14 protein-coding genes are annotated in these 14,781 nt (G+C 44.9%); 6 read left to right on the top strand and 8 right to left on the bottom strand.

The features are described from left to right. The first annotated feature begins 31 nt into the window (after window positions 1-31). Window positions 32-2,200, top strand: a complete 2,169-nt coding sequence (locus NL626_RS16795) for a polysaccharide biosynthesis tyrosine autokinase (RefSeq protein WP_005374875.1) — start codon at window positions 32-34, stop codon at window positions 2,198-2,200. A gap of 65 nt (window positions 2,201-2,265) precedes the next feature. On the opposite strand, the gene NL626_RS16790 is transcribed toward NL626_RS16795, so the two are convergent. Beyond that, the gene (locus NL626_RS16790; RefSeq protein WP_158156064.1) at window positions 2,266-2,637 is read right to left on the bottom strand and encodes a hypothetical protein; all 372 of its coding nucleotides are present in this window, start codon (window positions 2,635-2,637) and stop codon (window positions 2,266-2,268) included. A gap of 7 nt (window positions 2,638-2,644) precedes the next feature. Further along, complete coding sequence (locus tag NL626_RS16785; RefSeq protein WP_005374871.1) at window positions 2,645-2,953, bottom strand: monooxygenase; 309 nt, start codon at window positions 2,951-2,953, stop codon at window positions 2,645-2,647. A 109-nt stretch (window positions 2,954-3,062) separates the two neighbouring features. Here NL626_RS16785 and NL626_RS16780 point away from each other — a divergent pair, with 109 nt between their 5' ends. From NL626_RS16780 to NL626_RS16770, 3 genes are all read left to right on the top strand, one after another. Next, window positions 3,063-3,953, top strand: a complete 891-nt coding sequence (locus tag NL626_RS16780) for a LysR family transcriptional regulator (protein ID WP_213969262.1) — start codon at window positions 3,063-3,065, stop codon at window positions 3,951-3,953. A gap of 280 nt (window positions 3,954-4,233) precedes the next feature. Further along, complete coding sequence (locus NL626_RS16775) at window positions 4,234-5,505, top strand: DUF1835 domain-containing protein (protein WP_253657560.1); 1,272 nt, start codon at window positions 4,234-4,236, stop codon at window positions 5,503-5,505. Window positions 5,506-5,905: 400 nt separating this feature from the next. Then, window positions 5,906-7,210 (top strand): dicarboxylate/amino acid:cation symporter, encoded by a 1,305-nt coding sequence (locus NL626_RS16770; RefSeq protein WP_017820133.1) that lies wholly within the window; start codon window positions 5,906-5,908, stop codon window positions 7,208-7,210. 104 nt (window positions 7,211-7,314) lie between these two features. Here the strand turns inward: NL626_RS16770 and NL626_RS16765 are convergent, their stop codons facing one another. From NL626_RS16765 to NL626_RS16750, 4 genes are all read right to left on the bottom strand, one after another. Next, on the bottom strand, window positions 7,315-7,689 hold the full coding sequence (locus tag NL626_RS16765; protein ID WP_253657559.1) for a YkvA family protein: 375 nt from the start codon (window positions 7,687-7,689) through the stop codon (window positions 7,315-7,317). A 195-nt stretch (window positions 7,690-7,884) separates the two neighbouring features. Beyond that, window positions 7,885-9,009 (bottom strand): M20 family metallopeptidase, encoded by a 1,125-nt coding sequence (locus NL626_RS16760; protein WP_253657558.1) that lies wholly within the window; start codon window positions 9,007-9,009, stop codon window positions 7,885-7,887. A 9-nt stretch (window positions 9,010-9,018) separates the two neighbouring features. Beyond that, complete coding sequence (locus NL626_RS16755) at window positions 9,019-9,486, bottom strand: YjiG family protein (protein ID WP_005374849.1); 468 nt, start codon at window positions 9,484-9,486, stop codon at window positions 9,019-9,021. Continuing rightward, window positions 9,486-10,223, bottom strand: coding sequence for a nucleoside recognition domain-containing protein (locus tag NL626_RS16750; RefSeq protein WP_005374846.1), 738 nt, complete (start codon window positions 10,221-10,223; stop codon window positions 9,486-9,488). The genes NL626_RS16755 and NL626_RS16750 overlap by 1 nt, the downstream gene beginning before the upstream one ends. Before the next feature lie 448 nt (window positions 10,224-10,671). Between NL626_RS16750 and NL626_RS23005 the strand changes: the two genes are divergently transcribed. Together NL626_RS23005 and NL626_RS16740 are read left to right on the top strand one after the other, a co-directional pair. Further along, complete coding sequence (locus tag NL626_RS23005) at window positions 10,672-10,959, top strand: hypothetical protein (protein WP_367618283.1); 288 nt, start codon at window positions 10,672-10,674, stop codon at window positions 10,957-10,959. Window positions 10,960-11,055: 96 nt separating this feature from the next. Beyond that, complete coding sequence (locus NL626_RS16740; RefSeq protein WP_253657556.1) at window positions 11,056-11,772, top strand: DsbA family protein; 717 nt, start codon at window positions 11,056-11,058, stop codon at window positions 11,770-11,772. A gap of 67 nt (window positions 11,773-11,839) precedes the next feature. Here the strand turns inward: NL626_RS16740 and NL626_RS16735 are convergent, their stop codons facing one another. Both NL626_RS16735 and mtgA read right to left on the bottom strand, forming a co-directional pair. Further along, window positions 11,840-13,900, bottom strand: coding sequence for an alpha-amylase (locus tag NL626_RS16735; RefSeq protein WP_080607903.1), 2,061 nt, complete (start codon window positions 13,898-13,900; stop codon window positions 11,840-11,842). A 180-nt stretch (window positions 13,901-14,080) separates the two neighbouring features. Beyond that, window positions 14,081-14,758: a monofunctional biosynthetic peptidoglycan transglycosylase gene (mtgA, locus tag NL626_RS16730; protein ID WP_062855380.1), complete on the bottom strand. Its 678-nt coding sequence runs from the start codon at window positions 14,756-14,758 to the stop codon at window positions 14,081-14,083. Window positions 14,759-14,781 lie beyond the last annotated feature (23 nt).

Genomic DNA, 14,781 nt, shown 5'->3' with positions numbered 1-14,781 from the left:
CCAATGGCAAGGTATTTAAGAAGTTAAAGTAATGACAACACAAACTATTAAGCAATCACGTCAAGCCGACGATGAGATCGATTTGGGAAAGTTATTTGGGATCATTCTCGATGCCAAATGGCTCATTCTATGTACCGTAGTCCTATTTTCAATTATAGGCGTCGGCGTTGCCATTCTATCAACACCTATCTATAAAGCTGACGCTCTTATCCAAATCGAAAGTAAGAGTTCAGGTGGTATTTCAGCGATGGTTGGTGATATGGGAGAGCTGTTTTCAGCAGAATCATCAGCGACAACAGAAATAGAGATCATCAAATCTCGTATGATCTTGGGCGGTACTGTTGATAAGTTCAACTTAACGACTGTCGTTTCTCCAAACTACATGCCAATTATTGGTAAAGGCCTAGCTCGACTACAAGGTGAGCAAATCAGTCTGAGCGTTTCACGATTTAATGCTCCTTCTTACGCAGTTGGCGTTCCTTTAACTCTTGAAGTTATTGATTCTGAAAAACAGACGTTCAGGCTCTTAGAAGATGACAATAACGTCATTTTAGAAGGTAAAGTTGGTGAACTGCTTGAGAAGAATGGATACCAATTTTTGGCGACTGAACTTGTGGCTCAAACTGGTGACTCATTCACGGTCAGCAAAATCAGTAAATTAGATGCAATTAATAAACTTCAAGAAAACTTATCGATTAGCGAACGTGGTAAGCAAACCGGGATTATATCTTTAAGCTTCTCTGGTGAAGACCGCGCTAAGATTCAAGATATCTTGAACGACATTAGCCAAAACTACTTCTTACAAAACGTTCAAAGAAATTCTGCAGAGGCAGAGCAAAGCCTCGAGTTCTTGAAAGGTCACCTCCCAGACATCAAAACAAAACTGACCGCTTCTGAAGACGTTTTAAATCGATTCCGTCAAGAAAATGAATCTATCGATTTAGGCCTTGAAGCTCAGTCAACGCTGAAAGTAATGGTTGAGTTAGAAGCACAGCTAAATGAGCTTACATTCAAAGAAAGTGAGATCAGCCAACGCTTCACACAGGATCACCCTGCTTATAAGTCGCTACTTGATAAACGTGAAACACTACTAAAAGAGAAAGAACGTCTTAATAAACAAGTTCAAAAGTTACCGAAAACACAGCGTGAAGTTCTACGTATGACACGCGATGTAGAAGTAAACCAACAAATCTACATCCAACTATTGAACAAGGTTCAAGAGCTCAACATTATTAAAGCCGGAACAGTTGGCAACGTTCGAATCTTAGATAACGCTCAATCTTTCTCTAAGCCAATTAAGCCGAAAAAAGCGCTTATCGTTGTGCTAGCAACACTGCTTGGCGGTATGGCAGGCGTTGCTTTCGTATTAATTCGTGCAGCATTCCACCGTGGTGTGGAAACACCAGATCAAATTGAACAGATTGGCATGCCAGTTTACGCAAGCGTTCCAAAATCTATTCAACAACTGGAATTTGCAAACAAGCTTAAGCGCAACAAAGGCAGCAACAATGAGCTAGTCCTTCTAGCGGAAGCTAACCCAGCCGATCTTTCCATTGAGGCTCTACGTAGTCTTCGCACTAGCTTGCACTTTGCAATGATGGAGGCGAAGAATAACGTTCTTATGATTTCAGGTCCTGCACCATCTATCGGCAAAACATTTGTATCGACCAACTTTGCGGCCGTCGCTGCGAAAACCGGTCAGAAAGTGCTGCTTATTGATGCGGATATGCGTAAAGGTTATTTGCAGCAATGCTTCGGTCTACGTTGGGACAACGGTCTTTCTGATTACTTGAGCGGTAAGACATCCCTTAGCAACATCATTAAATCTACATCCATTGATAATTTAGATGTTGTGACTCGCGGCCAAGTACCACCAAATCCGTCAGAACTTCTTATGCACCCTCGCTTCAAGAGCTTTGTTGACGAGATGTCTGCACAATACGATCTAGTCATCATCGATACGCCGCCTGTACTCGCAGTTACCGACCCAAGCATTGTTGGCGCGCTTGCAGGAACAACTCTGATGGTCGCTCGTTTTGATCAAACGACTTTGAAGGAGATTGAAGTCGCGCAAGGTCGCTTCGAGCAATCAGGCGTTGAAGTTAAAGGTGTGATTCTCAATGCAGTTGAGAAAAAAGCATCTAACTCATACGGCTATGGATACGGCTACTATAACTACGCGTACAAAAGCGAATCATAACTTGAATTTAGATCGCTAATTAAACCAAATATGACAAAGCCCTGCTAGAAACAGCAGGGCTTTTTCTATTGCACTCTTAATTGCTTGTACGTAATCCAACTAAGCAAGACAAAGAATATTGGGTCACTCCAACCAAAACCGACAAATACTCCGATAATGCCGGCATAGGTAGTAATCACTGCCCCTAAGCCATTAGTAATCAATAATGCTTTAAACAGCTGTTTCGCAGTATGCCCTGATTCCACATTACGTAACATCAAACTCACCGCAGCGATTCCACCTAAAAAGATCGAAGTATGCTGCGATAAAAACAGCGCGTACTGGTCGTTAATTTGTACTCCATAGATCGGCCACATTATGGTTGGTACAAAAAACAACGCAAAAGCGAATACCGTATATACGACACCATGAACGGTTAGAAAAGTGCGGTTGGTCATCATCTCCTTATCCTCTAATAGGCCCTTGATTGAGCGTAGTTAACGGCACATTGATATCGAAAATTTGACCTCGTACTTCGACTACGCCCATTTTTCGTAAGCGTGCGGCATGCATTTCGAGATAAGCTTGCGCCGTGGCTTCATCTTCAAAAAGATAGATACCACCACCGAGTTTGTCTTTTTCGCTTTCCGTCCAGATTTTCCAAATCATGCCCGGCTCTTGGTTAATCGACTTAGCTAAGTCGACCAGAGCATTCGACATCTCGTCACCAAACGGACCATGAAATTCAAAATCAACTTGCAATAATTTCGCCATCTTGAGTCTCCTCTTCTTATTGACTCGTTTTCGATGACAAGATTATTACCTTTATAAAACTGACAGAAAAGTTCATAATTTCGCCATTAACTGTCTAAAAAATTGACTCATGAGACTAAAAACGACCTTAGAACAATGGCAAACGCTACAAGCGATTAATCAAGAAGGCAGCATTCAATCCGCAGCTTTACTGCTCAACAAGAGCCATACCACATTGATCTACTTGGTGAGGAAGTTAGAAGACCAACTTGGTATTCAACTTATCGAAGTACGAGGGCGCAAAGCGGGTTTGACAGAGCACGGCAAAACCATACTGCGTCGTGCACAATCCATGCTTGAACAAGCGCGGGAACTGGAGGTCATCAGCGAGCAGTTAAAAAGTGGGGTGGAATCTCAAATCACGGTCGCAGTAGATCATCTTTGTGACCCTTGTTGGCTTTATGCACCACTCAGTCAATTTTTGGAGGACAACAACACGACCTCCGTTCAAGTGGTTGAAACGTCACTGAGCAAAACAACCGAAATGGTCGTAAATGAGCTCGCTGACATCGCAATCATCAACTTACCGATAACCAACTACCCTGCCGAAGCATTTGGCGTAACAACCATGCTGCCTGTAATCGCAGCACACCATCCGCTCGCTAAAAAGCCGCATGTTTCCATCGACGATTTTGCAACCACCAGCCAAATTGTCATCCGTGACTTAGGCGATTCAGACAAAACAAAAAGAGATGTGGGTTGGTTACGCGCACGTCAGCGTATTACCGTCGATAACTTCGACCACGCTTTTCACGCCGTAGAGCAAGGCGCTGGATTTTGTCGGCTACCAGCGCACTTAGTCGCAGCCCGCAAGAGCGATAAAATTAAAGTATTGGAAATCGAACACTCCCATCAATATCAAGTTGCGCTGCACCTCACTTTACCCAAAGGAGCCAAAAGTGGTCCTGCGACTCAAGCGCTTTATCGTACTTTACTCAAAAGTGTAGAAACTCGAGCCTAGCTACAGTGGTATTGAGTTGAATCGCTAGTGTTATCGCCTATTGATTCTCCCTAAATATAGAGAAACGGCCATTTTGTGACGCTACACTCTCACAAAAGGTTGCACGGAGGATAGCGACCACCTACTATCAATCTGCTCATGCCTAAAGCACCCAACACTCGCGGAAAGAACTCGGTTCACGGCAATATCCTCACCTGCTTGGTTTAGCAGGCACAATCTGTTTTTACCTTCTTTTTAGCTTCTATTTAGGCGAGTGTGGAAGAAATAAGAAAGGTGAAATATGAACTCTACAAATAGCTTCTCGATCAATATCAATCAGCAAAAATCCATTGCTAAAAAAAGGCTCAAAGCTATCCGCCTATACGATGACGCTACGTTGGAGTTAGTTAAGCGATTTCACTCCAAACCAGAGTCATTGACTCCCAATACAATTCAATTGGCTGACGTTCAACATGCACTCGCAAGAGAACTGGGCTTATCCAGTTGGAGTAAACTAAAAGCTCATGTCGAAGAGCTAGAAGCGCACAAACTAGCCATCAAAGAACAAAAACCGCCCCTAGATGCGAAAGTAAAAACGCTACACGTTCGTTGTGGCCACGACATTCAACAACAACTTAAAGCCAGCGGATTTGAAGGGACATTTTTAGCCCTGATCGATCCGCTTTGTATTGGCCCCATACCAGCAACACCGCAGAACTTCCTTGCCATTCGTGCCCAATATGTCGTAGAGACTCTGCTGCCCGTGATGAAGCGTGAAGACTCGGTTCAAGATATAGTCACATTGGAACAATCAAACCTCGATCTGTTGCAAAGTGATGTATTTGAACGAATCGTCTTTTGGGTCGAACATGACAGCTATGATCAATTGATGCTAATTCGTGCTCTAACACTGTTAGAGAATGTAGAGAACAAAGTGATAGAGATCATTGAGTTGAACCAGTTCCCGGGTACTGAGCGATTCATCGGCTTTGGGCAGTTGCCTGAAGAAGCTATTCGTTCTTGCTGGCGATACCGTAACCCCGTATCTGCTAAGTTATTGAGCCAAGCAAAGCAGTGTTGGCAAGCAGTGTCATGTTCCTCACCAAAAGCTATCGTCATTTTGATAGAGCAACATCAACTGGATTGCTTACCGAACATGTCCGATGTGCTTAGGCGTCTCTTGCAAGAACTGCCTCATACCAATAGCGGTTTGAGCATGACTCAACAGCTTGCTTTAAATGTATTGAGTTCACAGCGTTCACCCATCTCTGTAACAGAGTGGTTCAAGCGGTATCAGCAAATTGAACCGCTACCTTTTTTAGGTGATGTCATGTTTTACGCCCTACTGTTTCCACTGACTCAATCCGAAGTGCCGCTTTTCGCTATCGACTCATTAGAGAAGAATTGGTGGGAACAAAAAGTTACGCTGACCGAATTTGGCAAAGCGTGTTTAGCAGGCCAAAAGCGAGCAAAGCAATGTTACTGGGTGGGCGGAATGCGAATAAGCGAACATAATCATTGGCGTTGGGATCACAAACGCATCTCCTCACTATCTCACTACAAAAAATCGTAATTACGCAACCTTGAGCTGTGATGCTATTGACTGTAGTGAGCATTAGCATCGCCGTCTGGATCCAAATCCTATTACGACCTATCACCTATTTCACACTGCATAAACCGTAACTATTTATGCAAAAATCAGTTTCCGCCTCGAAGATATGCACATCATTCCTTATTTAACCGAAATGTAAGAATTCATTTCTATCGGTTGTATGTTCGATAAAAGTGTTAAAACTTGAAGTTTTCAACCAGCCATTTCGTTACAATTTAGTTAAAGTTCTATTTTTTATAGTGACAAGGTTCACATCTATTAATCAATCAGAGGATTATTCTTTCGTATTTTCCCACTCCACTGCTACTCTGCTCGCCGCTTTGAAGTGAACTCAAGGTGCATAACTATAAGGAGTGTTCTCATGAATACCAAGAAACCGATGTCGCTCACCAGCCGAGTAATTTTAGGTATGGTTGCGGGTATCTTGACAGGATTTGCAATTCGCACACTTTTTGCCGACAACGGATTTGTCGACGCATACATTGTTAATGGATTATTCGAAGTTGGTGGACAGATCTTCGTTGCCAGCTTAAAAATGCTTGTTGTACCGCTAGTATTTGTTTCGTTAGTTTGTGGTACTAGCTCTCTCAAAGACCTCTCTACACTGGGTCGCATGGGCGGTAAAACCCTCGCTTTCTACGTTACGACAACGGCTATCGCGATTACGCTTGCTCTAACTATGGGTACTCTATTCCAGCCAGGGGCAGGGGCAGATCTAACGGCAGCAAGTTCATTCAAATCAGCCGAAGCGCCATCTTTAGGTCAGGTGATCATCGATATGTTCCCGACCAACCCAATCAGCGCAATGGCAGAAGGTAAAACTCTGCAAGTTATCGTGTTCGCCGTGCTATTCGGTATCGCGATCAGTGCAGCGGGTAAACCAGGCGAACGCATCGCAGCATTCTTCTCTGATCTGAATGAAGTGATCATGAAACTGGTCGCGATTTTGATGAACTTGGCGCCTTATGGGGTGTTCTTCTTAATGGCGAAGCTATTTACTGGTCTTGGTCTGGGCGCGATCGTCAATCTGGCAGAGTACTTCTTAGTACTGGCTGGTACGCTTGTCCTACACGGTCTAGTTACTTACAGCTTAATGTTAAAAGGTTTCACAGGTCTAAACCCAATTACGTTCCTACGTAAGATGGAAGACGCGATCATGTTTGCTTTTTCTACAGCATCATCGAACGCGACGATTCCAGTGACAATGGAAACAGCAAAGCACCGCATGGGTGTTGAGAACCGTGTATCATCGTTCACAGTACCACTTGGTGCAACCGTGAACATGGACGGTACGGCGATCATGCAGGGCGTAGCAACTGCGTTTATTGCTCAAGCTTTCAATATTGATTTAACTATGGGCGATTACCTAATGGTTATCATGACGGCAACATTGGCGTCTATCGGTACCGCAGGTGTTCCTGGTGTGGGTCTTGTCATGCTTGCTATGGTATTGAACCAAGTTGGTCTGCCGCTTGAAGGTATCGCGCTCATCATGGGTGTTGACCGTCTTCTTGATATGATTCGTACCGCGGTAAATATCACTGGTGACAGTGCTGTAACCGTCATCGTTGCGAAATCAGAAGGTGCATTGGATGAAGCTCGCTTCAACGACCCAATGGCAGGCGTAGCCGAAGAAGAAGTGCACCTGAAGCGCGCTGACGCCTAAATCGTTCTACGATTACCATTCTGAAATTATATAGTCCTGTCTAAAAGAAAGCCCCGATGGAAACATCGGGGCTTTTGTTTTCTCCGCGTCTAGAAATACTCTTTCTAATCCGCCATCGAATTCAGTTTTTCTCTCGCTTGTTCTTCATGCTCTTTGGTGATGGCATTGCCGACCGAGTTCGCTGCTAGAGTCAATGCTGCCATGTCATCAGTAAAGCCGACGCCTGCTAGTACGTCTGGCACCATATCTGTTGGTAGGACGAAGTAAGCCAGCGCGCCACCTAGGATAGCCTTGTGGCGAACAGAAGTATTGGAATCTGCCATCGCAAGCCATGATTTAATGCCCATAACAGCAATCTCTTCGCCTGCTTTCTTGACAGAGTTTTTCATTTTGCGCCAGAAGGTTTTCTCATCTGGCGCCTGCATCGTTTGGTCTTTGGCGTCTTTCGGCGCCGATTTTACAGACATTGTTGTGGTCATCGTTGCCTCCGAAATTTATGACTATCTCCAACATATTAATAAATCGAACCTGAACGCAAGATTAATAACAAGAAATGATAGTAAAGTGAAACACAGATAGAAAAATCCCCAAACCGAAGTCCAGGGATTATTGCATTGGAAAAAAAGTCTTGGAAGCCAAAAGCTTTGGGAACCAAGCTTTAAAAGCAGAATGCCCTATTGAGCAATCTTCTCCAATACACGCATCAGCATTTTGATACGTGGTTCGATAGACTCAAGCAACAAGTACTCTTGATCGCTGTGGAAGCCCGCACGGATAGGACCTAGGCCATCCAAGGTTGGAACGCCTAGAATCGCCGTGTTGTTTGCATCAGAGCCACCACCGACTTCTTTCCAGTTGATGTCGATCGCCAGTTCACTTGCCGCTTCTTCAACTAATGTCATTAAGCTTTCTGTTTGTGGGCTTGGCACCATAGAAGGCTTATACGCTTCACGAACCAACTCAATGCTCACGCCATCAACGAATGGTGTTTCCAGCATACCATTTAGCTTGCTATCGACATCATCGTATTCTTCGTTGCTCCAGAAACGCACATCCACGATCGCTTCAGCATGTTCCGGAACGATGTTCGCACCGTTACCGCCAGAAACAATACCGACGTTCAATGTGGTACCAGATTCAAAGTTGGTCATTGCATTGACAGCCAGAATCCAATTCGCCATCTCAGTGATTGCGCTGCGGCCATTCTCTGGCTCGTTACCAGCGTGAGCTGCAACGCCATTAAAGGTCATTTTGTAGCGAGCCATGCCTTTGCGCGCTTTCACTAAACCACCGTCTGCACGTGCTGCTTCTACAACCAGTACATTCTTAGCGTTTTTCGCTACTGATTGAATCCAATCCACAGAGTCCAGAGAGCCCGTCTCTTCATCTGGGTTCATGCAGATAGCGATAGACAGCTTATCCAACACCGCTTGGTCTAGATTGCGCATCGCGTATACGATGTTCAGCAAGCCAGATTTCATGTCCGAGACGCCCGGACCGTAGGCTTTTTCTGCATCTTGAGACATTGGACGAAGCTCAGCAGTACCCACAGTGAACACCGTATCCATATGACCAATTAGCATCACGTCGATTTGCTCAGCTTCCGGCTTGTTTCGAACTTCAAGACCAGCACCCGCTCTGCCACAGTCGATGCGTTTTACGCTCCAACCTGACATCGCTTGGTACTTATCTTCAAATTGAGAAGCGATGAACTCGATACCATCAGTAGTGTAAGTACCACAATCCACATTGATTAGCGGACGTAGCTCTTCTAGATATTCATTTAGAGAGAATTGCATGACTCACTCCTAGACAAACAGATTCATCACCAGCATTGCGCCAAATGCGTTCAATACTGAGATTGCAATCATAACTGGGATGTAACGACCTTCAGTACCGATTGGCCCCATGATACGACCCATGTACTGAACTTGAGAGCCCATTAGGTAGATAGCAGGTGCAAGAATCGCAATGTGCGTGCCGTTAAGGATACCTTGGTCAAACAGCGTGATAACCACACCCACTGCGCCACCCATCGACATCCAAGCACCGATCAATACCGCTGCAGCTTCACCCGGCAAACCAAACACCGCCATGATTGGAGAGAACACCGTGCCCATCAGATCCAGCGCGCCAGTGATTTGTAGCGCCTTGATGATAACAAATGCCATCAATACGTTAGGCACCGTAGAGGTAGTCGCAATCACCCAACCTTTCTTAGCACCTTCGACGAAGATATCCGTCACCATTGGTTTTTTCGCTTTAACGTCACCCATTATGCCGTCTCCTCTTTTAGGTTCTCTGATTTGTTTTGGTCTTGCTTGTCTTCTTTACCTTCCGTCATGTTTAGGTAGATACGGAACAGGTTCGCACCAATGATCTTAAACGCGAACATCACCACAACCGCCAAACCAATAGAAGAAGTTACTGCTAGAGAGCCGTCAGCCATCGTCAACGTGAACAATACCGCACCCGATGAGAAGAAGTTCACGATGGTTGCACCCGCAGTGAACTGGAACATGGTAAATACGTCCGTTTCACGCTTAGTTAGGTGACCTTCATCTTTTAGTTGACGCGTCATAGCCGCACCTGCATCGGTACTTTGTAGAGAAGCAATTAAAGCCAGACCAGAGTTACCAGGGATGCCCATTAGAGGACGTAGTAGAGGAGTAAGAAGCTTACGAGCGGCTTCAAGTGCACCGTAGTGCTCAAGTACGTTGATCATACCTAAGGCGAACATAACAGTTGGAATCAAAGTAAGTGCGAAAATGAAACCGTCACGAGCACCGCTACCACCAGTACCGCGAAGCGACGTTGTTGCAACTTGCACACCGTCAGCCGTTTCGGTGACACCATACGCCACCTTGCCGAAAGAGCCATTGAGCGTTGTAAAGTCGAATACACCGTACCATTCGCTAGATTGCATCAGGCCAGAAAAGAACACAACCGCAAACGCCAGAGCAACGTAGCACCCCAGTGTAACTTTACGCTCAGTTTGAACAGGAATTTTCATAACATTACCTACACATGTGGAACTTAACACATATGTTCACCTGAATAATGTGCTAGAGAGATGATCAAAATCAATCCGCCTGCCGAACATTATCGCGACTCAGTTATGAAGTTTTGTTTTATGATTTCAATCACAATTGAAAGATAATAAAAATTTGTGCTAACAATTAGGTATATTAATCTATGTCGATAGCTCACGACTTCTTCATCAACTCAAAAAATGATTCTGACGAATATTGCTTTCTACAACATTCATGACGTACTTCATACTTTGGCATTGAGGCAATATCGATTAACTCGAAAGTAACATTCAGCCACGAAATTTAGGTTAGGATGGTCCGGTCATATGTAAACGGCATAAACCAGAATTAACAGGACTATACGACCCATTGTTACGCTCACAATATAAAATAGCCAAATGGACACTCGCCCTCGTGCTTTGGGTGGTGATGATATGCTTAAGCCAAAATTCTGGTTTCTCGAAAAGCTGCCCAAAGGCTCACCAAATACAGAGTCAGCAAGATGAAAGCGTGAATTTATCACCATCTTGCGACCTTTCAGAAAAGTTGGTTCAAGCGTACCAACATCAGTTTGATCATATTCTTATTCCATTTTTTCTGTTTGCTTTGATTGTGGCGCTGCCGATGACAACCACAGCAATTCGCTATCTGGAATACACAGAACCGATACCGGAAAAGTATCAGGTTCACCTAAAGCTTTGCGTGTTTAGAGAATAAAGCCAGCAAGGCGAGAGACCTTTCTGCCTGACTTTTGTACATATTTTATTCACTTCACATAACAAACAACGAAATTTAAAAGTTTTAGGAAATATTATGACATTCACTCGTACACTTTTGGCGTTAACGATGGCTATCGTATCTGCCGTATCTTTCGCATCAGAAAAGACCGCAGAACAAAAGCTAGAGGAAGTTACTCAGATACTAAAAGATAACCCTCAAATTCTTGATTCATTGCACCAAAACCTTCAAGAGTACATTGCGTATCAACAGTCATTTGGCGACACCTTGAAGGAGGTTCGTCAATATCTAAGTGATGGCAAACATTCCTCTTTTGGTGCTGAAAACCCTGAGTTAACCATTATTAACGTAACAGACTACAGCTGCCCTTTTTGTAAACGTTTAGAAGGAGAGCTGGTCAAAGTTGGTAAGGAATATCCGCAGGTAAAAGTGCTTAACCTCAATGTCTCTTTTAAAGAACAATACGAGAAAAACGGCTACAACTCGGCAAGTTACGCATTAAATGTTTGGCAAAACCAGCGAGATAAGTACGAACAAGTGCATGAGTTATTGGTGAAAAAACCGGGCGCACATGACGCACGTTCCTTAAATCAAATCGCGAAAAAAACGGGGACAGAAGCGCAGCTTGTCGACGACAAAGAGACCAAGGCGTTGCTTGATAAAAACTATCAGTATTTCACGCAACTTGGTTTACGCGGCACGCCTGCGTTGATCATTAATGATCAAGTTATTCCTGGCTATGTGCCGTTTGACGAGCTAGAAAAAGTCATCGACCAAGAACTGGCGAACTAAAACAACAAAGCCCTTCCCTGATAACTCAAGGAAGGGCTTTTTATTTATCGACATAAAGAGCGTTTAGTTACTTATCACGTCCTACAAACGCCACAACGACTTTGTCATTGCCAAGCGAGCGAGAGAACACGTACGCGCCTTCTTGTTCAATTACTTGATGCTGACCCGCACCAATCGCTGGGTGCGCTTTACGGAACTGACCAAGAGTTTGCCAGTGTTTGAGCAGCGCTTGCTTCTCATCAGATAGCTTCCACACCATGTCAGAACGAGTGCCTTGGTGGAAATCGTCCGCGTAAGGACCAATGTTACGACCAACTTCATCACCATAGTAAACCTGAACAGCACCAGGGCTCAGAAGCAGTGCATTCGCGGAGTTACGCTGCATGCCGTAATCTTTGAAGCGAGAGAAGAACAGCTCGGTATCGTGAGAAGACATGTAGCTCACTGGGTTGAAGTCTTTTTCATTGGCGATAGTATCTGCGTAACTTTGGTAGGTGTCTGCCATTTGGCTGAAACACGCCGCGCCTTTGTCTAACTTCTTCTGCATGTCGAAGTTAATCAACGCATCAAAGCCATCTTCAAAGTAAGGACTGCGATATGCGGTATGTCCCCATACTTCACCCATCATCCAGAATGGCTGACCTGACTTACCATTCTCTTTGCGCCACTGCTCAAGACTGCTTGAAGCCTCTTCTTTCAAGCGTTTCCACACATCGCCTTCAACGTGCTTCACCGTATCGACACGGTAACCATCAATGCCAAAGCGTTTCACCCAATCAGTTTGCCACTCAATTAGGTAGTCCGAGACGGTGTAATTGTCGCGCGCCTCTACGCGAGTACCAGGGTTATCCAATAGCCACTGCGCGGGCTTCACGGCTTTGTCTGATTCGGTGATAAAGTCAGGTAAACCCGCCAATGACATAGTGATATCACTGCTGCCCGGAGCTGGGTATCCCGGTAGACCTGTTCTTACCCAGTCACCGCCCCACCATTTCGACCAGTTTGGACTCTGGTAATCAATATTCTGGTGATAGCTATGCCAATTTTCACCCGCTTTTGGTTGCCAGTCACCCCACTTATTCGGTAAATCAGCGTTTGGTTTTAACACCTCAATACCGTCAAATTGCAAATCGGCTAACGTTGAGTAACCGGTGTGGTTGATTACTGCGTCCATCAAGACTTTAAGGCCACGTTTGTGTGCCTCTTCCACCAGCTTTTTCAGATCAGCTTCGTTACCGAAGTTCTCATCAATCTTGGTAAAGTCACGCGTCCAGTAACCGTGGTAAGCGTAGAATGGGAATGAGCCGCTATCGCCGCCGCCAACAAAGCCGTGCACTTGTTCAACGATTGGCGACAACCAAATCGCATCTGTACCTAGGCTCTTGATGTAATCTAGCTTTTCGATCACGCCTTTTAGATCACCGCCGTGGAAGGTGCCGATCTCTTCTTTGCCGTCTTTCTTGCGTCCATAGCTGTTGTCATTGCTCGTATCAGCATTCTTGAAACGGTCGACCATCACGAAGTAAATGTTGGCATTGCGATAATCAAACGATACTGCTTCTTTGGTTTTCTTCACTGGCTCTAGTAGCACCAACCCGCCTGAATCTTTGCTTGGCGTCAGCGATACTTGCTGATCTTTTACTTCGACCATTTGCCCAGAGTAAGCATCACGCAACTTGGTGCCATCGGGGAAACTGTCACCCAGCGCAATGGTGACTTCGCCGCCTTGATAAACCTCACATTGCACTTGTGGGATTGGGCGTTTGAATTCTGTCTTCGCGGCTTTCTTAGGTTCACGCTTGAAGCGCAGTGTTTTCGCTTCCGCATCAAAAGCAAAAGAGTAATCGCCAGTAAAGCGGATTTTTAACGGCAGTTCCGTTGGCTTTCCGCAGTTCAGCGCGATAGGTTTATTGAATTTGACCTTCTGGCCATCAGGCGCGACACAGTCGCCTTCAACACCCGTAATTTTGAGCGTGTATCCATCTTTGGTTAAGGGCACAACCAAAGGCTGCTCTGCATTTAAAGGAAAGTCACGGCTGTTGGTCGTGGTCGAAATGGTGATGTTTGGCTCGGCGATGGCACTTGCCGATGCAAGCAATAAGGTAGTCGTAATCAGATTCAGTTTCATCGTTCAGTCCATTGGTTGCGCATAGGCGCAGTATTCGTGTTGTATTTTTATTCACACTAATAGTAAATGGATGAAAAACTGAGCACATCATTCTGAAAGGCTACGCCCTAAAGCTTGTGACGCTTCACATTTTATTGATATAGGGGCGTAGTTCTATTTAAGCGCAATAGATTGAGGGAGTTAAAGTTGCACGCTGCCAAGATTGCTCATTTGATTCATCGCCCATCTTGTGCGGCGAGCAGTGTAATCACTTTGTGGATAGACTTTGATTCGATATGGATTTGGCAACACCACGGCTAAACGCGCTGCTTGCCACTTCGAGAGTTGCTTTGCACTGACACCAAAATAATTCTGCGCCGCCGCTTCAGCGCCGTAAATACCGGGACCAAATTCAACCACATTTAGATACACTTCGAGAATGCGCTCTTTGCTCCACATCAGCTCCATCAGCAAAGCAAAGTAAAGCTCATAAGCCTTGCGAACGTAGGAGTGAGACGGAAACAAAAACACATTTTTCGCGGCTTGTTGGGTAATGGTGCTCGCGCCTCTCGACGGACCATTATCACCAGCCTCGGAAATCACGTCGAATAGCGATTCGAAATCGACACCATAATGATGAGGGAATTTTTGATCTTCGGTCGCAATCACCGCTAACTGCATATTTTTTGAAATGCGCGACAAGGATACCCATTCGTGTTGACTATTGTCTGGATAGTTCTTTGGTGGCGCAACAATGCGGCTTAACTTCCATCCCCATATTGGTGGATCGACATATTTCACCAAACCAACCAAAACGACTGGGGCGATCAGCAATATCAACACCATTTTAAATAGAAATGACTTAAGCCTTTTCAACATGTGTAGTTCCCCAATGCATTAGC

Origin of the sequence: Vibrio sp. Y58_MX_L22 (assembly GCF_024181865.1) — a bacterium.
GTDB lineage: Bacteria > Pseudomonadota > Gammaproteobacteria > Enterobacterales > Vibrionaceae > Vibrio > Vibrio alginolyticus.
This window is presented reverse-complemented; position numbering and strand designations above follow the sequence as displayed.